At 33.6% G+C, this 19979-nt stretch carries 20 protein-coding genes; 3 read left to right on the top strand and 17 right to left on the bottom strand.

The genetic code is table 11. The annotated features are described in order from the left end of the window. Positions 1 to 267: 267 nt before the first annotated feature. The gene (ltaS, locus tag NCCP28_RS10765; RefSeq protein WP_248561414.1) at positions 268 to 2247 is read right to left on the bottom strand and encodes a lipoteichoic acid synthase; all 1980 of its coding nucleotides are present in this window, start codon (positions 2245 to 2247) and stop codon (positions 268 to 270) included. A 481-nt stretch (positions 2248 to 2728) separates the two neighbouring features. Between ltaS and NCCP28_RS10760 the strand changes: the two genes are divergently transcribed. Beyond that, a complete protein-coding gene (locus tag NCCP28_RS10760) occupies positions 2729 to 3769 on the top strand; it encodes a M42 family metallopeptidase (RefSeq protein ID WP_375709401.1) in 1041 nt (346 codons plus the stop codon). Positions 3770 to 3842: 73 nt separating this feature from the next. On the opposite strand, the gene NCCP28_RS10755 is transcribed toward NCCP28_RS10760, so the two are convergent. From NCCP28_RS10755 to NCCP28_RS10705, 11 genes are all read right to left on the bottom strand, one after another. Continuing rightward, the gene (locus NCCP28_RS10755; protein ID WP_248561412.1) at positions 3843 to 4388 is read right to left on the bottom strand and encodes a M15 family metallopeptidase; all 546 of its coding nucleotides are present in this window, start codon (positions 4386 to 4388) and stop codon (positions 3843 to 3845) included. Positions 4389 to 4837: 449 nt separating this feature from the next. Continuing rightward, positions 4838 to 5785 (bottom strand): response regulator, encoded by a 948-nt coding sequence (locus NCCP28_RS10750; RefSeq protein WP_248561411.1) that lies wholly within the window; start codon positions 5783 to 5785, stop codon positions 4838 to 4840. 6 nt (positions 5786 to 5791) lie between these two features. Next, positions 5792 to 7087, bottom strand: a complete 1296-nt coding sequence (locus tag NCCP28_RS10745) for an ATP-binding protein (protein WP_248561410.1) — start codon at positions 7085 to 7087, stop codon at positions 5792 to 5794. A gap of 135 nt (positions 7088 to 7222) precedes the next feature. Then, positions 7223 to 8509, bottom strand: coding sequence for a cation:dicarboxylate symporter family transporter (locus NCCP28_RS10740; protein WP_248561409.1), 1287 nt, complete (start codon positions 8507 to 8509; stop codon positions 7223 to 7225). Positions 8510 to 8806: 297 nt separating this feature from the next. Then, positions 8807 to 9580 (bottom strand): C40 family peptidase, encoded by a 774-nt coding sequence (locus tag NCCP28_RS10735; protein ID WP_248561408.1) that lies wholly within the window; start codon positions 9578 to 9580, stop codon positions 8807 to 8809. Positions 9581 to 9987: 407 nt separating this feature from the next. Continuing rightward, positions 9988 to 13125, bottom strand: a complete 3138-nt coding sequence (locus tag NCCP28_RS10730) for an AAA family ATPase (RefSeq protein WP_248561407.1) — start codon at positions 13123 to 13125, stop codon at positions 9988 to 9990. After that, a complete protein-coding gene (locus NCCP28_RS10725) occupies positions 13122 to 14267 on the bottom strand; it encodes an exonuclease SbcCD subunit D (RefSeq protein WP_248561406.1) in 1146 nt (381 codons plus the stop codon). The genes NCCP28_RS10730 and NCCP28_RS10725 overlap by 4 nt, the downstream gene beginning before the upstream one ends. Positions 14268 to 14470: 203 nt before the next feature. Further along, positions 14471 to 14671 carry a cold-shock protein gene (locus NCCP28_RS10720; protein ID WP_248561405.1) on the bottom strand — a complete coding sequence of 67 codons (201 nt, stop codon included), beginning with the start codon at positions 14669 to 14671 and terminating at the stop codon, positions 14471 to 14473. Positions 14672 to 14948: 277 nt separating this feature from the next. Then, on the bottom strand, positions 14949 to 15086 hold the full coding sequence (locus tag NCCP28_RS10715) for a YvrJ family protein (RefSeq protein WP_101178432.1): 138 nt from the start codon (positions 15084 to 15086) through the stop codon (positions 14949 to 14951). Positions 15087 to 15160: 74 nt separating this feature from the next. Further along, positions 15161 to 15376, bottom strand: coding sequence for a DUF2922 domain-containing protein (locus tag NCCP28_RS10710; RefSeq protein WP_248561404.1), 216 nt, complete (start codon positions 15374 to 15376; stop codon positions 15161 to 15163). A gap of 78 nt (positions 15377 to 15454) precedes the next feature. After that, positions 15455 to 15673 (bottom strand): DUF1659 domain-containing protein, encoded by a 219-nt coding sequence (locus NCCP28_RS10705; protein WP_248561403.1) that lies wholly within the window; start codon positions 15671 to 15673, stop codon positions 15455 to 15457. A 160-nt stretch (positions 15674 to 15833) separates the two neighbouring features. Between NCCP28_RS10705 and NCCP28_RS10700 the strand changes: the two genes are divergently transcribed. Then, positions 15834 to 16109, top strand: coding sequence for a phage holin family protein (locus tag NCCP28_RS10700; protein ID WP_248561402.1), 276 nt, complete (start codon positions 15834 to 15836; stop codon positions 16107 to 16109). Between the two features lie 160 nt (positions 16110 to 16269). Here NCCP28_RS10700 and NCCP28_RS10695 read toward each other — a convergent pair whose 3' ends face one another. From NCCP28_RS10695 to NCCP28_RS10685, 3 genes are all read right to left on the bottom strand, one after another. After that, a complete protein-coding gene (locus tag NCCP28_RS10695; protein WP_248561401.1) occupies positions 16270 to 16746 on the bottom strand; it encodes a CcdC family protein in 477 nt (158 codons plus the stop codon). Between the two features lie 211 nt (positions 16747 to 16957). Beyond that, a complete protein-coding gene (locus NCCP28_RS10690; RefSeq protein ID WP_282579556.1) occupies positions 16958 to 17317 on the bottom strand; it encodes a response regulator in 360 nt (119 codons plus the stop codon). 235 nt (positions 17318 to 17552) lie between these two features. Beyond that, complete coding sequence (locus tag NCCP28_RS10685; protein ID WP_248561400.1) at positions 17553 to 18260, bottom strand: cytochrome c biogenesis CcdA family protein; 708 nt, start codon at positions 18258 to 18260, stop codon at positions 17553 to 17555. Between the two features lie 302 nt (positions 18261 to 18562). Between NCCP28_RS10685 and NCCP28_RS10680 the strand changes: the two genes are divergently transcribed. Continuing rightward, complete coding sequence (locus tag NCCP28_RS10680; protein ID WP_248561399.1) at positions 18563 to 18718, top strand: aspartyl-phosphate phosphatase Spo0E family protein; 156 nt, start codon at positions 18563 to 18565, stop codon at positions 18716 to 18718. Positions 18719 to 19171: 453 nt separating this feature from the next. Here the strand turns inward: NCCP28_RS10680 and NCCP28_RS10675 are convergent, their stop codons facing one another. Both NCCP28_RS10675 and sirA read right to left on the bottom strand, forming a co-directional pair. Further along, a complete protein-coding gene (locus tag NCCP28_RS10675; protein ID WP_101178416.1) occupies positions 19172 to 19384 on the bottom strand; it encodes a YneF family protein in 213 nt (70 codons plus the stop codon). A gap of 85 nt (positions 19385 to 19469) precedes the next feature. Further along, positions 19470 to 19910: a sporulation inhibitor of replication protein SirA gene (gene sirA, locus NCCP28_RS10670; RefSeq protein ID WP_248561398.1), complete on the bottom strand. Its 441-nt coding sequence runs from the start codon at positions 19908 to 19910 to the stop codon at positions 19470 to 19472. Positions 19911 to 19979 lie beyond the last annotated feature (69 nt).

Genomic DNA, 19979 nt, shown 5'->3' with positions numbered 1-19979 from the left:
TTCCATTGCTATCATACAGCCATATACTGCACCCTGCAAGCGTTATTTTCAAAAACCTTTTTATTTTTTAGAAAATTTATCAATAAAAGAAATTTCAATCTGCGGATGTTTTACTGCCCATTGAATGGAAATAAGAAAGAGCTTGTTCCAAAAGGAAAAAACCCCTGAAAATAGAAAACAAAGATGAAGCAGATTATTCTTATTGAACATAAAAAAGGGGCATCCAATAGCCAAAAAATCGGCTTATTGAATGCCCCCATTTGTTTATTATTGATTTGTGTCTTCCTCTTTTGTTGTTGTATCTTTTGTTTCATTTGTTGCAGCATCTTTTACATAATTATAGTCTTCACGATTAATTGGTGTAAAACCTTCTGGAGTGTAAAAACGAAGCAGATCTTTGCTAACGATGCTGTCTGACGTTTTTAATTCAGCGGCTGCACTTTCCGCTTGCTTTTGGCAATCTTCTCCTGCAACCAATTCACCCGTATTAGTGTTATAACAATTATCCCCTAGTTTTGTTAAGGTTGGAGATACAAAATCGCCATTTCGGAAAGGAATCGTTTCACGATGTTTATTCGATAACAAGTCAGATCCTACTTGCAAGTAATCTTTTGTATTCACTCCAAGCAGATGGAGAACAGTTGGCATTACATCCACATCGCCGCCATATTCACTTACTATTTTTCCTTTTACGCCAGGTACATGAATAAACAATGGCACACGCTGCAGTTGGGAATTCATTAATGGTGTAATTTCATCTACATTTAATACTTGCTCCATTGCTTTGTTATGATTTTCCGAAATACCATAATGGTCTCCATACATAACAATCATTGTATTATCATAAAGTCCTGCATCTTTTAAATACTGGAAGAATTGTTTAATCGATTCATCCAGATAATGCGCTGATCTGAAATAGTTATTTACTACATTATCTTCTGTTGTTCCTGCTGGAAAATCAGTATCCTCATCGTCCATTGCAAATGGATGGTGGTTAGATAAGGTAATAAATTTTGTGTAAAATGGTTTTTTTAGGCTTTCAAGCATTGGCATACTTTCTTGAAAGAATGGAATATCTTTCATTCCATAATTTTTCGTATTTTCCTCTGACATATCATAATACTCTGCATCAAAAAAGTAATCATAGCCTAAAGACTTATACATTTCATTTCTGTTCCAGAATGTTTTATAGTTTCCATGGAATGCAGCTGCTGTATAACCTTTTCCTTTTAAAATAGCAGGAGCTGATTGGAAAGTATTTTGCGCTTTATTTACAAATACAGACCCCTGCGACATACCGTACAAGGAGTTATCCATCATAAATTCTGCATCAGATGTTTTTCCTTGGCCAGTTTGATGGAAAAAATTCTCAAAATAAAATGTGTTTTTATCATTAGTCAATTTATTTAAAAATGGCGTTACTTCTTTACCTTCTAGCTTATAGTTGATAATAAAAGATTGCAGTGACTCTAAAGAAATATAAACAACGTTTTTGCCTTCTGCTTTTCCAAAGTATACTGCATTTGGATCAGAAAAATTAGCATTGATATAGTTTTGCACCTCTGTTATGTCGCTGCTGTCTGCAAGAGCTCTTTGAGACTCAGAACGGGCATTTTGCACAATATCATAAACTGTAAAATTATATGCCCCTAAATATTTCACCAAATAATTGCGGTCAAATGAACGGCTTAATAATTCTGGACGATCTATCTCAGCAAGGCCAAGATTAATGATAAATGTCAAAATAGCAAGAGCAAAAACAGATTTTGCTTTTCTTCTATTTTTTTGCACAGTAGGTTTATAAACCTTTGTAGCGAGCAATACTACAAGTACAATAACATCTAAAAAGTATAAAACATCAAATGGAGTTATTAATGATAAAATACTGTCGCTTAGCTGGCCGCCATTTACTTTCACTTGCATTACAACTGGAACGGTAATGAAGTCTGTAAAGAAACGGTAATACACAATGTTTGCATATAGCAAAAATGACATAATGCCAGTAATAACAGTAATCATCACAGGCTGCGCTTTTCCTTTTATAAATAATGCAAGTCCGATAAACAACAATGCTGAGCTTATTGGGTTAATAAATAAAAGAAACTGCTGAAATGCTCCTTCTACTCCTAAACTAAATTCAATTTTATAAGCTGCATATGTTTTTACCCAAAATAAAATAACGGCGATTAAAAAGAAAGAAGAATGTTGTGCAATAAATTTCTTCCATAATTCTACTGTACCTTTCAATCATTTTCACCTCAATTCAATTATTAGCAAAAAAGAATCTTCTATAGATGTGTTGTTTCTTTTTTGAAAGAAAATCATTCTCTTGTTTAACTGTTTTTTCGTTTTCTCTTCATTTTTTATTTACATGTTTTTTACAAATGAACGTAGAACATTATATCATATGCATAAAAAAAGAAAAACATAAAATTAACCCTTTTTTTCCAATTTTATCCCCTAAAAATACATCCCGCTTTTTAGAGAAGATCGTTCATTTATTTTATTGTTTTTTCCCCTTTACAATTTCTTCATATAAACCAAATTAAAATCATCTTACATTAATTTATTATAAATATCTAGTGAAAACCTATTAATAGCATTAATATTAATATTCAGGCAATTAAATAAGGATAAAAAAATAGGCAATTGCCTAAAGATAGGCTTATACTGAAAATAGACTTGCACTAATGCATATTTTTGATGAAAATAGGAGGTTTTCCTTTTGATTAATTGGAATCAGCAACAATATATCGATATTTTAGAAAAATTAGTATCAACAAATAGTCCATCTGGACATACAGAAAAAGTCATCGATTTTATTGAAAGTTTTTTAAAAGAACAGTCTATTCCCACAGTAAAAAATAATAAAGGAGGATTAATTGCCACCGTTGAAGGTGCTATAAAAGAAAAACAGCGGATGCTTACTGCTCATGTAGATACACTTGGAGCAATGGTAAAGGAAATAAAAGAAAATGGACGCCTTCGTCTTGATTTAATCGGCGGGTTTACCTACAACAGCATTGAAGGGGAAAATTGTACAATTGAAACGGCCTCTGGCAAGGTTTATACGGGCACCATCCTTCTCCACCAGGCAAGCGTCCATGTTTATAAAGAGGCTGGCAAAGTAGAACGCAGCCAAACAAACATGGAAGTTCGCATCGATGAAATAGTTAAAAATCGGGATGATGTAAAAAAATTAGGAATTAATGTCGGTGATTTTGTCTCTTTTTATCCAAGACTTGAAATTACAGAAGCTGGTTTTGTCAAATCCCGTCATCTTGATGACAAAGCTAGCGTTGCGATCCTTTTATTGCTTTTAAAACAAATGAAAGAACAGAATATAAACTTGCCATATACGACAAATTTTTTAATCTCTAACAATGAAGAAATCGGCTATGGCGGAAACTCCAATATCCCAAAAGAAACAGTCGAGTATTTAGCAGTCGATATGGGAGCAATGGGGGATGGGCAATCAACAGACGAATATACTGTATCCATTTGTGCAAAAGACGCCAGCGGCCCCTATCATTATGGCTTGCGCAAAAAATTAGTGCAATTAGCCCAAGCAAACAAAATAGACTACCAATTAGACATTTATCCATATTACGGTTCAGATGCCTCTGCTGCCATTCGCGCTGGCTTTGACATTGTCCATGGTTTAATCGGTCCTGGCATCGATTCCTCTCATGCTTATGAACGCACACATGTTTCTTCCATTGAAGCAACTGCCAAACTTATTTATCATTACCTACTATCTGATATGTAAAAGAAAAAGAGATTGCCGGTTAGCCTATTTTTGGCTAACCGGCAATCCCTTTTTAGATATCATTCATTCTCTTTTAAGGCCTTTGTCCCTTTTGCAGCTCGGCAATTGATAAACCGAAATCCATTTGCAAATGAGGATAATCTTTAAAATTCGCCCAATCTCCTCCCCATTCAAACCCTAACGATTTGGCTATGCTCACCACTTCCATCCAGTCGCTTTTGCCATTCCCGTTTCCATCATACTCCATATCCCAGATAGTTGCGCCACTATTGTTTAAAAGCGCAAAATCAATCGCCAAACCGTAGTTATGATAAGACTCGCCGCCTTTTGCATGTGTGACAATGTTTCCTTCTTCTGTCCGGCCTTTATTGTATAAATCATTTTGCTCTTCCACACTTCGAAAACCCTCTACAATAACCACATGAATTCCTTTGTCTAAAGCTTGACTCAGCAGTATATCTCTTTTTTCAGCAAGCGTTTCATGAAGAGCTGTCGGAAGAGGCGTTTTGCTGAGCTCATTCTCTTTTTCCTGCTGCTGTTTCCAAAACACTAAAAGGAAAACACTAATTATAATAAACATCATTATCGTTGACCCATGACGTTTTCTTTTCTTTTTCAACAATAAAACTCCTTTTTCAGAAAAATCAATATATCTCTTAAAAGCATCTAAACATTTATTAATCGTAAGGGATATTTCCCATTGTTGCAAATAAAGAGAAACTAACAACCCATGGAGATTTTCTTGGCTTCCTGCGAATTGTTAGTTGAGGCACAAGATAGGATATAGGTGTGAAGTTCTTAGTCTGCGTTCTTTCTATCGGGCTTTGACAGGCACTTTCAACCCCTAAAAGCTTTCTCCTGCCCCCTCATACTTTTAAAGTAAGTGCTTACTGACCGTTAATGCCATACAAAAAGCCGCACTTTTTTGTAAATCCATCAAAAGTGCAGCCATTATTGTATTGTTTTCCTAAAAAGTTTTTATCCTGCATGGACAAGGAGCAGAATCCCAACAGAAAAAGAATCCATTTAAGAAAAAATGCCTGAATGCTTGGCAATTTTTCTTTTTTCTTACTCCTGATCATGCCTGTTTGTATAAACAAGCTTTTTCGCTTCAAAATATAATACTTGAATAAACTTTTTCGTATGAATTTTCACTTGTTTATGATGATTGGATTTTTCATTTTTTAATTCCGTCATTTTATTTCGGACAATTGAAAAATCAAAAAACTTCAAGGCGTAATTTTCAAACTTAGGGTTTGTAAAATCGGTTAGCCCTATGCTTGCCAAGTGAGTAATTGATTGATTGATCGCTCTTCTGACCCGCTGCTCACTCGCTTTTGTTTCTCGAAGAATTTCAATGGGAGAAGCCGTTTCGCCCACTCGATATTTAGAAATGCCTTCAAAAATCTCTTTCATAGAAGGGAAATTCATTTCAAACGTATCCTTGGCTTCATGGTTATATAGATATTGAATAATATCAATTAAATCCTTGCTGCCATTTTCTCCAATAATCCCTAGCTCTGATAATAAAAATTCTCCTGCTTCTATTATGCTATACTGTTTGCTAGAAGATTCTATTCCTCTTTCTCCAATCGATTTTTCAAAAACACCATTTAATGAACGTCTAATAGTTTCCACTGTTTTTTCTAAAGATATAATTTGGCTCACCTTTTTTGCTATCGTTAAAAATTCCGTTTTATTAATAGGCTTGGTGACATAATATTCAATCCCAAGTGTATATGCTTCTCCAATCAATTCCTTTGATTCTACTTGTGAAAGCATAATAGTTTTCCCTTTAAATTCTCTATTCCATGAACGGATTGTTTCAATGCCATCACGCGCCGGCATCAATAAATCAATGATAACAATATCAACATTTTTAAAGTTTAGCACCTGACTAGTGACAGATTCTCCATTATCAGCTTCCCCGACTACTTCTCCTAAATCCTCATCTTCAATAATATGCCGCAACAAAGAACGAATTACTTCATCGTCATCAACTAAAAAAAACTTCATAAATAGCTACTCCTTTATTAAACATTCTTTCGGTAATTCTATCATAAATTTTGTCCCTTCGTTTGGGATTACAGCATGTGCTATTTTCCCTCCATAACCTGCAATCATTTCTTTGCTGTAGGATAGCCCTATCCCAGTAGATGAAATACCTTCCCCATTAAATTTAAGAGAGAATCCAGGTTTATAAATCATTTCATTGTATTTATCTTCAATTCCCATGCCTGTATCCATTACTTCTAAATGCAGCCATTCTTTTTCTTCATATGCATATATCGTAATTTCTCCTGTATGTTCGATTGCTTCTATACTATTAGCCACTAAATTATTTAAAATGGACAATAAAAAGTAGGCTTCATAAAGGTCATCGGAAACATCTAGCTTAAGAGAAAAATTTATATGTTTGTCTAAGGAATCTGCATACTTATCATTTGATTTGATGATGATATGCAATAAATCTTTTAGATGCATATATTCAGAGAACTTTTCGCTAGTAATCAACTTGGAAATCCCCGCATAGATTCGTTGGTTATCTTTTTTTATATCATGAATATCTCCTGCGATTTTTAAAGCTGTGTAGCTTAATTTTTTTGTCTCTTGATCTGACAGCATTCTATTTTTTAAGGAACGATACAATTCATACGATTCTTTTGTAATAACTTCGACATTTTTTAATGTTTTTTTCACATGAATACTTTCTTCATATAAATTTGATAGCAATAATAACAGATGGTCATTTTTGCGTTTTATTTCTTCTTCTCTAATTTTTGCTTCATAGATAACAAACATACTATAAAAAGATACAACAAAAAAACTGCGAAAAATAGCGATAATGCTAATTTGAAAAATAGAACCTCCCACTATTTTTGCCCCTACAATATAATATTGTACAGTCAGTTCTGCTACTTGGCTTATCAGCTCCAAACATATTCCGAATAATCCTATCATCAAAACTTGATGCTGGAATTTTTTCACCCTTAATAAGTAAAAAAACAATGCATAAGTGAAATAATAAAAACATGCTGGTAAACGAGCGTAAAAAGAGTCTATAAAAGCATATGTATCCAATTGGAGGCAATCTAAAGATAATCGAAAAAAGACAATAGCAGCGCTTGTCATTATTCCTGCAATAAGGATTCTTTTTTGATCTAAAAACAACAATAAAAAAAAGAAAATAGTTGGCCCAAAGCTGACTCGAAACTGATCATTTAATGGAAAAAATTTAAATTCTCCAGCAATTGGAACCATAATAACCATCAATAAAACAATTATCGTATTCGATTGAAGCAATTTATGTAATTTCATTGGGTCCCCCCGCTTATTGTTGCCACTAGTATATCTATTGTCAGCACACAATTCAATGTCCTAAAATAGAGACAGCATGAACGAACAATTAATCTAAGAAAAAAAGAAAAAAAGAGTGATGGCAATCACCCTTTTTTATGCCGCTTTTGCTTCTTCAGCAGATTTTTTTACTTCAGCAATATATTTTTTTGATTTTTCTTCATCAAACTCGCCTTCCCATTTGCTCATCACAATGGTTGCTAATGCATTTCCTACTACGTTAACAACAGTGCGAAGCATATCCATAATACGGTCTACACCTAGTATTACCGCAATGCCTTCTACTGGTATATTCATAGAACTTAATGTAGAAACAATAACAACAAATGACGCACCTGGAATGCCTGCAATACCTTTAGAAGTAAGCATTAATACTAATACAAGCATAATTTGTTGAGCAATGGAAAGTTCAATTCCTGCCATCTGTGCGATAAATAAACAAGCAATACTTTGATAGATCGTAGACCCATCTAAGTTAAACGTATAACCTGTTGGAATAACAAAAGAAGTAATAGATTTTGGACAACCGAATTTCTCCATTTTATCCATTAATCTCGGCAGCACAGATTCAGAACTTGCTGTACTGTAGGCTAAAATCAATTCATCTTTTAACACTTTTAATAGGGTAAAAATATTTACTTTGGCTATTTTTGCGACAATTCCTAAAACAACAACAACAAAGAAAATCATTGTTATATAAACAAGGACAACAAGCTTTGCTAACGGTATTAATGTACTGATACCGAATTTAGATACCGTCACACCGATTAAAGCAAATACTCCAAATGGAGCAAACTTCATTACTTGATTTGTCACCCAAAACATGGCGTCTAGCACTCCTTCGGTGACAGATAAAACCGGTTTTCCTTTTTCTCCAATTGCAGCTACTCCTAAACCAAATAGCACACAGAAGAAAATAATTGGCAATAAATCAGCATTTGCCATACTTGAGATAACATTTGTCGGCACAATATGTGTTAAGATATCCCCAATTCCATGGCTGTCTTTTGTCGCTTCAGAAGATTGCTGATATTGAGAAATATCTGACTTTTCCAACCCCTCTTGATTCACTCCAAGACCCGGTTGGAACACATTTCCTACAAGAAGACCAAAAAGAATGGCAATTGTTGTGATTACTTCAAAGTAAAGAATTGTCTTTCCGCCTAATCTTCCTAACTTTTTAATATCTCCAACTCCTGCAATAGAAACGATTAATGCTGCCACAACAATTGGCACAACAATCATTTTTATTAAGTGTAGAAAAATATCTCCAATTGGAGTGAGTATGCTAACTAGCAATTCACTTCCATGAAAGATTGCTCCAACCGCAATACCTAGAACTAATGCGATTAGTATTTGAATAGCTAAGCCATATTTTTTCACACGATTTCCCCCTTTTTTTGTTTTCATATGATACAGTGAATAGACATAGTTATTAATATAAAATACACCCTACCAAAAACGACAATAACCGACAAAAAAATTCATGAAAACACTTCACTTAAATTTTTTTTGATTATTTACTTTACATAACCCATTTTTTATACAAAAAAACATTTGGCGCTAACCAAATGTTTTTCCCCTATAAAATATATATGAAAGAAAACTTCTTTCTCTAATAACAAATTCTCTTTTCTTCTATTATAACTGCTACCTATAGAAAGAAGTTCTCACTTATTTTTAAAATGCTGTTTTTGCGCCTAAATAACGACTGCTCCAATAACTATTGCTCATGCTGGTAATCGTTACACCTGTTGAACTTCCTGCATGAATAAATTCATTGTTTCCTATATAAATGCCTAAATGAGATGGGCCTGTACCTGTTTCATAAAATACAAAATCGCCAACCTTTGGTGCAGAAACCGTTTTCGTTGCATTCCATATGGTTGCAACCGTTCTAGGAATAGAAATGCCGACTTTATTAAACACATAATTTACATAGCCGCTGCAATCAAAACCAGATGGCGTACTGCCTCCCCACGCATAGGGAACACCGATATATTTTTTTGCTTCTGCCACTACCGCGTTTACTTTTGCAGTATTGGAACTAGTAGAACTAGTAGAACTTCCTGTACTGCTAGAAGTTTTTGTGCTTGGAATCATAAGAGACTGTCCCACTTTAATTAAATCACTCTTTAAACCATTAATTTCTTTTAGCTTGGCAACTGTTGTATTTTTTGCTTTTGCTATTTTGGATAAAGAATCTCCTGATTGTACAGTATAATGAGTATGTACAGGCAGCAGCGATAAATTTTGCCCCACTTTAATCGTATCTGTCGTCAATCCATTATATTCTTTTAATTTATCTACTGTTAGATTATTAGTTTGAGAGATTTTCCATAATGAATCTCCTGATTTTACTTTGTAATTCTTTTCATGTGCACTGGCATTGCTTTGAAACGCAGTAAATAATATCCCTGTTGCGGTCGCTATTGTTAGTAGTTGCTTTTTCATTAATGTAAACTCCTTTGTGATAAATTGCTGACTGTCTATCTATCATTTATTCTAAATAGTAAAAGTTTACATTCCTATCTATAAAAAATGGGTATGATGGAAAATATATATATTTTTTACATTTAAAGGAGGTTAAATAATAAAAAATTAGCCAAAAATATGTATAAATGCCTATTAAACTTTGTCTTTTTTCGTCCTTTTTCAACAAAATTAGGACAATCTTTTCATCATAATTCCGCCATCTTCCTTTCCATAAAAATAGTTTGCAATTTAACTTATAAAATGGGCAGAAGGTTATTTTCCTCCTTTTTTTCACAGCTATTCTCCCGACGTTCCCATTTCATCGTTACTAAAAAACAGGCATCCAATAAGAGGAAAATCAACCTTTTGGATAGCCTGCTTTTTTATTAGGTAAGAAAATGAAATTCTGTTGTGCTTCCAGTTTGTCCTGCTATTACTTCTAGCCGGACTTCCATTCTCTCTTTTATCTCTGGTACGTGGGAAATGATCCCTACTAATCTTCCAGTACTTTGAATGTCCATCAATGTTTCAATCGCTTGGTCTAAAGACTCAGGATCCAATGTTCCAAACCCTTCATCAATAAACATTGTTTCCAAAGAAACACCGCCAGCATAATTTTGCACAACATCAGCTAACCCAAGAGCCAATGATAATGCCGCTTTAAAGCTTTCTCCGCCAGATAATGTTTTAACATGCCTTTCTTGTCCTGTGTATTGATCAAATACTAGCAGTTCTAATCCGCTTTGAACATTTCCTTTTGAACGATCAGCTTTTCTCACCAACTGATATCGGCCACTTGTCATTTTTAATAGCCTGCTATTGGCTTCTTGCAAAATATCATCTAAAAACGCTGCCAACACAAATCGTTCAAATGTAATCCGATATGTATTTTGTCCCCTTGTAATATCATACAAATTACCTAATAGTTTATATTGCTCTTCCAGCTCTTTTATTTCATGATTAAGTGCATCAACTTCTTCATTTATTTGTTTATTTTCTTTTATATTTATAAGGAGTGCGGTCTGCTCCTGCTGCAGAAGCTGCAAGCTTGCATCTAATTTATCTAGTTTTGTTTTTAATAAATTTATATCTGGTTTATCTGTATGTTTCAGCATTTCATATAAATCTTGGTGTCTATCACTGACTGATCGATATTCTTCTCGATAATCTTGAACCTTTTTTGCTAGTCCTTCTATTTCTAGCTCCGGCAACTTCGCTTCCATAAATAAACTATACGTATCAAAGCCTTGTTGTTTCATATTTTCAAGAAAAATAGTTCGCTCTTGTTTTAACTGCTCTTTTAATTCCTGTATTCGAAGGTTTATTCCTTCTTGTTTTGTTGTTTCTATTTGCCATAATTCTTTCGCTTTTTCTAGTGCCTTTTGTGCTTCTTTAAAAGCGTTCTCTAGTCTCTCTAATTCCTGTTGCTCTCGGTGAATGGCCTGTTGATAACGCTTGACGTCTCTAAGCTCTTCAGGAATTGATTTTTTTATGTTCTCTATCTCTGCCTGCTGTTCAGCAAACAAAACCGATAATTTTTGCACCATTTCATTTGCATTTTCCTGTTCTGTTTTTACGTTCTGCATTTGCTTTTCGGCATTTTTTAAAGATTCCTCTGTTTTTTGCAATTTTTTAATAGATTCTTCTAATAATTGTTGCTCTTTTTTTATTCTATCTGCATCTTTTGTTATTTGTTCATAACATTCAGCTGCTGTTTGATTTGAAAAATAATCTATACTTTGTTGTATTTCCTTTACCCAACCTTTTTTTTCCTCTTCCAAAAATGTTTTTTCTGTCGACAGTTTCATCAAAACAGTTTCTGCTTCAAATTTTTCTTGTTCCAGCTTATGAATATCCCCTTTTGCTGCTTTTATATCTTCTTCTCCTACAAAAGCGCCTTCGTTTTTGCTTGCTAATTGAGGATGGTTAGTACTTCCGCAAACTGGACAAGGGGCATCGCTCTTTAAAGTTTCTGCTAAAATATAGGCTTGGGCAGCATGAGAATCTTTTTGTAATTTCTCAAGGACGATCAAACTATCTTCATAACGAAGCTGGACAATTTCCAACTCTTTGTCCTTTTGATCTATCACAGTAACTAAATGATCTGTTTTTTGTGTCACTAGTTTGTATTTTTCTATTTTTTCCACCATATACTGCACATTAATGAGGCGTTCTTTATTCCCTAAAAAGGTTAGTTGATTCCTATCTAGCTGCTGTTTCTCTTTTTTGAGCACATCTAGCATGCCCTCTAAATTTTTGTGTTTAGCCGAAAGGGCAGACTTTTTCGCTTCCCCTTCTTTTAAATCCTGGAATAGCGCCAAAAGTTTTTTTTCTTTTTCTGCAAACAACTGAACATTATGTTGAATCGATTTTAAATAAGCTAGCTGCTCGATTAACTGTTTCCTTTTTGATTCTTTTCGCTCTTCTTCTTTAAATTGCTGTTCAAAAAGATCCCAATCGTGTTTTGCTTTTGCCACCTTTTGTTTGCTGACAACAAAACTTTCTTCATTTTTATCTATTTGTTTTTTTAAATGATGACATATTTCTTCCTGTTTTGTTAGCAAGTTAGCTTTTTGTGCACGCTGAATTATCTTTTCTTTTTCGCTATACTCATTTTGTTGAGCGAACAACTCTTCTTTTTTTATGCTAAGGGCATCCCGAAGTTCCATTTGCTTTAAAATATTTTCTCCATCAAAAAGCTGTTGTTTCACTTGATCACGATAATGGTTTTTCTCTGCCAGTGCTTCTTTCATTTTTTGCAGCTGCATTTCCATCATTTTTATTTCTTTCATTAATAATGGCAGCAAAATAATATCATTTTCCGGCGTTTCTTTTAAAGCATGCTGCAAGGCTTCGGTATATAAACTTTTTATATGGCTAAGTTTATTTGCTCGTGTGAATAATTGCTGTTCCACTGATTTTTTCAGCGTCAATGCCTGCTCTTTTAATTTTTCTTCTATCTTCTTATACATTTCTGTATGAAACAGCTTCTGCAAGATGGCTTCTTTTTCCTTGCTATCCGATATTAACAGCTTCCGAAATTCTCCTTGAGGAATCATTAAGATTTGCCGAAATTGATTGCTGTCAATTTGCATAATTTCTTTTATTTTTTCATCTACATCCCGAATGGAAGAAGCGACAACTTTTTTTTCTCCCTTCTCATCAAATGCATACAGCTCCGCGGTTGCACCAATAGTACGATATCCATCCCCACGTTCTTTCTTTTTTTCTTGTTGGGGAGTTCGAATAATTAAATACTGTTTATTGCGAAGTTTAAATTCAAGCTGCACTTCTGTCAGCAGAGAATCTTTTGCAAACTGGCTTCTTAATTCTGGACCATTTCGATCTTCACCGCTTGCCTTTCCATAGATAGCATAGCTAATTCCATCAAATATTGTCGTTTTTCCAGATCCGGTTTTCCCTGAGATCACAAACATTGTCCGATTGCCGAGAACAGTAAAATCAATCACTTCTTTATTGGCATATGGACCAAAGGCCTGCATCGTTAACTTTAATGGTCTCACTTTCTTTTCTCCTCTCCCTTACATTCATCTATTACTTTTTCCATTATTAAACGCTTATCTGCCGTAAAAGGAGAAGTTGTCATTTCTTCATAAAAGGAAGCAAACAAATCTAGTTCCGTTTTTTGTTTCTCTTTTTTAGTTGTAAAAGATTGTTTTTGCTTATGATCCATATTATCCCTTTTTCTTTCTAAATGAAGAACATTTGGATACACTTGACGCAGTTTATTAATTGGATCTAATATGGCTCCGTCATCTAAAAGGGTTATTTTTAAGTAGTCATCTAGCTTTTGCTGTTCAAAAAATTGCGGATTCAATAATTCATCTAAATACCCTTCCAATTCTCGCATATCTCTTTTAGGAGTAAAGGAATGATAGGTTTCAGTAAACTTTCCATCCTCTGTTATTTCGATAATAGAAACAGATTTATTTTGTTTTGCCTCTGAAAAGGAATATTTCATTAACGAACCAGAATACTTTACAAAAGGATGATTCAAAGCATCTGGACTATGCAAATGCCCTAATGCTGTATAAGTAAATGGAGAAAACAGTTCCGCTCCAACACAGCCAGTGCCGCCAACTGAAAGAACACGTTCTGAATCAGTTGTTTTCCCTCCAAGTACAAAACTATGCCCCACTAATACATTTGGTACAGATGAGTCCAGTTGCTCCGTTATTTTATTGACAATGGCCTCCATTGCATCATGATGGGAAACAATTTTTTCATCTGCTAAATACTGTCGAACAATTGCCGGCTCACAATATGGCACTAAATAAAAGTTGACCCCTTTAAGAGAAACCGGCTTAACACTATTTTCAATTTTCCCATTTAAATAAAACTTATTTTGCTGATACCAGGAGCTACCAAATGATAAACGCTCCGCACTATCATGGTTGCCAGATATCGCAATAATTGGTGTATTTAATTCCACATTAATGGTATACAAAACTTCATCCAATAAGTTAATCGCCTCAAGGGGGGGAATAGAACGATCATATAAATCCCCCGCTATTACGACTGCATCAGGTCTCTCGTTTTTTACAAGGTCCACAAACTGATTTAATATATGCCTTTGATCTTCTGTCATATATAGACCATGTACAAGCTTGCCTAAATGCCAGTCGGCTGTATGAATAAATTTCACAAATATCCCCCTATCTATCAGTTCATTTTTTTATCCTCTATTAAACTGCTTTTCTTATTATAACAAACAATCTTTAGCAAAGAGGGCTGAATCTCCTCCATTTATCTCTAATTAATAAGGAAATTCAACTTTGGCAGCAAAAAAAATACATGCAAAAAAGCTGCCATTAAAAAAATGGCAGCTTTTGATTTATTATAGTATGATTAGATTTTTGTTACATTAGCAGCTTGTGGTCCACGAGCTCCTTCAACTACTTCAAATGAAACATCTTGGCCTTCTTCTAATGATTTGAATCCGTCTATTTGGATTGCTGAATAATGTACAAATACATCATTTCCATCTTCTGCTTCAATAAATCCAAAACCTTTTTCTGCATTAAACCATTTTACTTTACCGTTTTTCATATGAAAGAAATCCTCCTATAAGCTTACAAAAGCTTTGTGTAAAATTTACCATTTTAAAAAGCGCATAAAGCATTTCTACTTTCAATCTCTCAAACAATGATTATTCGATCATTTGAATTGCAAATACCAAATACGTTTCATAACGGTTAATGTAAATTTAACATCTTTAACTATTTCTGTCAATAGAAAACCCTTTCATTTTTCAGATAATTATTTGTGGAATAATAGTTTCTTAGAAGTGAACCCTTCTTTTATTCGCATTTTACTATTCTATTTTTTATTCAATATTATAGCGAGATAAGTTTTGAATAGACTGAATCATAATATCTAGCTTAGCTTCAATCCGATTTAATAAATAGAAGCTTACAACAATCGGAAATCCGACTTGGCTGATAAAAGAAATGATCTCATTCAATGTATCATCTTCACTCCTTTGCTAGTTGAGACCATGGATAATTGAATTTCCATGTCCCCAACTGTTCTTTTTAATTAGACTTCATAATCAGTAACATTGCGTTCAATCAGACGAATTCCTTCTGCAGAAACAAAGGATCCATTTGTTGTCACAAAAATATTTGCTTGAATAATGCTTTGCATGGCCGCTAAAACTTTTTGTGCATCAATAGGTTCAATTGGCCCATCTAATGATAGCTTTGTTGTTTTTCCATTTTCATTTCCAAATGTTAATTCCAGTGTTTTCGCCATTTGCTATTCCTCCCTTTATATTTTAAGCATCATGTTGATTTCTGGTTCATTCATCAAAAAAAATCCTCTAGTCTAGCATTATTTAGATAGATTAAAACTGTCATTTTTCACAACCGATTCAAGGGGATAGCTTACTAAAGAAGCCAAAGCTCCTGCCACTTGCATAATTTCCTCTGAGGTAGCTGCATCTTTAATATTTCTCAATGATTTGCTGCTGTAAATAGACTCACCGTTTTCCTTCATACCTGTTTGAAAATTCATTTTTACCACTGTTTCCATAAATTTTGTTTGTGCCATTTTCTCACCTCCCTTCACCCTTTATATAGAAAAACATCCCCAAAAAAGACAGGATGATTATTCTTTTTCTCTATTTTTTATCAAAATCTAGTTATTTGAACAAACGATCATCTTTACTTTTTCATACTATATTACTACTGAATTGATGGGAGAAAATACGATGGAATTATTAAAAGAGTATTTAAATGAAAACTACTATATATTAATACCTGTTTTATGGGTACTGGGGTATGCATTAAAACAGACACCAAAAATCGTAGACTGGCTTATTATTTGGATTTTGCTTGCCGCATCTGTCCTCCTCGCAATATTTGCTTACGGCTTTACTTTTCAGGCAATAACTAATGGAATTTTAGCAACAGGTGTGTCCGTTCTAGGCCATCAAATGTGGAATAAACAAAATCCTTTTAAACAACAAAATAGAAAAAAACCATGAGCTGCATTCAAGCTCATGGTTTTTCCTATTTTTCGTTCTATCTATCCCTCATTAACGGGCTTTGGAACCCGCTTGATTGAAGTTTCACTTTATGTCATCTCTTATGCCTTCATTTCCATAAAATTACTAGGCAAACCATCATAATGAACGAGCCTGCCATTTATTTAAATGAGGCTTCTAATTGTTTCGCTAGCCTTCTGTAAGAATAAAGCATTGCAATTCTCCATGGAACAATCATGCTAAATGCCAATATCCAGAACATGCCGCTCAATTGGCCTACATCAATCGCACTGCTTAATATCAGTTTGGCAATAATTCGAATGGCTAATAAACCAAATAATATAAAAACAAACGCCCGTGATCGCTTTAAATAGATATCGTTGTCACGGACTTCAAATTTAGATGTTTTAATCAACAGAATAGAAAACAGCATACCAATAATTGCAGCTTCCAATATTTCTTTTCCTGTAACAGCAAAAATCGGAAATACAAACATAAATGCACCTGTACTCATAAAGAGTGGAGGAAGAATAATTTTTTTAGCAGAAACTGGTTTTTTTGCCGCTTTCATACGAGCAAAAGTAACCGCTATTCCCATAAAAATAGCAATAACAGATGAAATAATGACAGATGTCATTTGTTATATCCCCTTTTTTATCTAATAATTATTTTTCTAATATTATACTGAATCTAAAAACTTAGTATATCATGTATGTCCCCATAGTAAAATGGATATGATTGACTTTATCATATCCTTTCAACTCAAAAATTTCTATGTAATTTTTATTGCCAAAAGTTCTTTTGCCCTTTTAACAACATAACATTTTTACCAATGTACATTCTTTTTATTAACGAAGAACTCTATTTATGGCATCTATTACTCTATTTTCATCAAAAGGTTTCACAATAAAATCTTTTGCACCTGCCTCAATCGCCTCTACTACCATCTTTTGCTGCCCCATTGCAGAACACATAATGATTTTTGCATCAGAAAATTCATTCCTTATTTCTTTGACTGCATCTAACCCGCTCATTTCAGGCATCGTAATATCCATTGTGACAATATCAGGATCCAACTCGCGAAACAAGCGAATAGCTTCTTTCCCATTCTCCCCTTCACCAACCACCACATGATTTGCTTTTGTGAGAATATTAGTAAGAGTCATTCTCATAAACTTTGCATCATCCACAATTAATATTCTTGCCAACGTTGTTTCCTCCTTAACACACGACAGAAGTTCAAAATTAATTCCATTTTACCATTTACAATTGTACAATATTCACTATATCTAAAATTCCCATTCTTTTCAATATAAATATTTATCCATTCCATTGTTAAAGAACAGATTTCAGCGTTCTTTATGAAATGGGGAAAAAAATAATTATTTTATAAACAAAAACCCCCTATTTTTCCAAACAGGAGAGAATCAAACATATATTTTTTTAAAAGCCAGTAAATCCCCCAAACAAAGGACTTAAGAATCTATTGATCCATTCCATGCCATTAAAATACAACACTAATCCCATCGCAAGCATCGTCGCTCCACCGATATTCATCCATAATTGATTGTATTTTTTCAATTTTTTTGTACTCCCAATAAAAAAGGTAAGCAACAAAAAAGGAATAGAAAATCCTAGTATATAGCTCCCCATATAAATAAAACTAGATTCAGGGTTTGTCCCTGCAAGCGTTAAAACAGCACCTAAAATAGGTCCATTGCAAGGGGTCCAGCCAGCAGCAAAACTCATGCCAATAAGAAAAGTGCCAAAAAAGCCAGAAGGTCGATTTTTAAATGAATAGCGATGCTCCTTTATTAAAAAGGATGGTCGGATGACACCTAAAACAAATAAGCCAAATAGAAAAATAATGATGGCTCCTATTCTTCTTATTTCGTCTTGATGCATATAAAAAAAATTACCGATAAACGATGTGCCATAAGCCATAGCAATAAAAATAAAAGAAAACCCTAAAAGAAATAAACTAGTATGAATAAAGCTTTTTTTATGCAACAACACACTTTCTTGTTTCATTTCTTCAAGTGACATTCCCGTTATGTAGGATAAAAATGCTGGATACAGGGGCAAACAACAAGGAGATATAAAACTTAAAAAACCCGCTCCTAATGCTAAAAATAAATTAATATCCGTCAAAAATAAGCCTCCTTTTTCATGCCTTTCTATTTACTTATATGCCCTCTGTCCCAATATATGTCGACATCAATTTTTTGCATTTAATTCCAAGTATCGTTATAATTATCTTAAGGAAGGTGCTTCATTTTTTGTAAATAAGCAGAAAATTTAAAATATAAATTCATCAAACTATTGTTCAAAACAGTAGATACACTTCCATTCTGCTACTTTCCAAGTTGTTTGTAAGCAGTGGCAGCAATTTAATTACTTCCATGCTTTTATGCAAACCCATCCTAATTATAAAATGGAAAGGACAAACAGCGATGTCAAAAGGGCACTTACTGTATCTAATTGAATCTAAAAGAGAAGAATTGATAAATATCGCAAAAAAATATGGATTTTCTGCACATGTCACTATTGCTTGCAGCCAAGAATTAGATCAATTATTAAATAAATATAACACACACGAAAAAAAATAAAAACGCATGCCTTTTTTCTATCTCAAAGAAGAAAAAATGCCATTGTTCTTTTAATCAGCTTCTTTTCAAAATCCTGTTCTAAAAAACACCTAGTTTATTTTTGAATTTTTTGGCATGCCAGTAAACAATAAATGCCAGATGGCTAAAATAAACCCTCTACTGCTGAGTAATAAAACAGCTAATTTACCCTATTCTTTTCCCCATCTTCTCCGTTAAAAAATACCATTCCAGCTATTATCACTGTTCATATAAAAAACCACTTATTCTATTGGCTAATTCCCCAATAGAATAAGTGGTTTTGCATTTTTTAATGAAAAATAACGCATAAATAAAGCAAATATATGATAAAACATTTATTTTATAAAGAAATAATGTTTATAAGTAAACTTGTCTTATATATGCACTCCCATTTAAGCCATCCTCTTTGACAGCACAACAATTAATGAACCAAACTTATTTGCCCTGCTGTTTGTTCATTGCTGACATCATTTGATTGATTTTCTTTTGAGATGGTTTCATTCCCATTTGCATCATCATCATTTTCAGCATTTGCTCGTTAATTGGCGGATTTTTCTTAAGGTAATTCATCATATATTTACGGGCGATGAAAAATCCGATGGCAATCCCTGCAAGTAATGCAACGATTCCTACAATCGTAATCCACATACTTCTTTCCTCCTTCATGTTGTCTACTACTTAGTGTACTAGACCAGATATTATTATACAATATCTGCCGTGCATTTTCTCTTTTTCAGACAAAATTTCTTTGTTTTATTGGCTTTAACCAACCATAACGACTATTTTCTATATCAATTGCCAAAAAATTAGGTTCATATTTATGAAGCAATTCAAAAAATATGAACTCTGCATCATAATATCCCTTTGCCTCAATTTGCAAGCAATCATTAAAAATCGACAATGCCGCATTGCTTGCATGATCATTTTTAATATAGTACCCATCATCTTTTCGTTCAAACCAATTCTTTTTTTGTGATTCTATTAATAAGACTTGCTGTATTTTCCATACGGGAATAGGCCGAGTTATGTAGTCAATCTGTTTTTGCAAAATGGCTTTTAAAGCAGCATCCTTGGTAGTAGTATGCTCCAAAAATAGATTGTAAATTAATTTTTCTTTTCCGTTATAATGTAGAGCTACACTTTCTTCTATTAAATACAATTGATATTTTCTCATACTCGCTCTCCACCTGCCTTAACGTCTTTTTATTATTATAAAAAGGAACGAGTACAAGTTTTGTCTTTA

Origin of the sequence: Niallia sp. NCCP-28 (genome assembly GCF_023168165.1) — a bacterium.
Taxonomy (GTDB): domain Bacteria; phylum Bacillota; class Bacilli; order Bacillales; family Cytobacillaceae; genus Niallia.
This window is presented reverse-complemented; position numbering and strand designations above follow the sequence as displayed.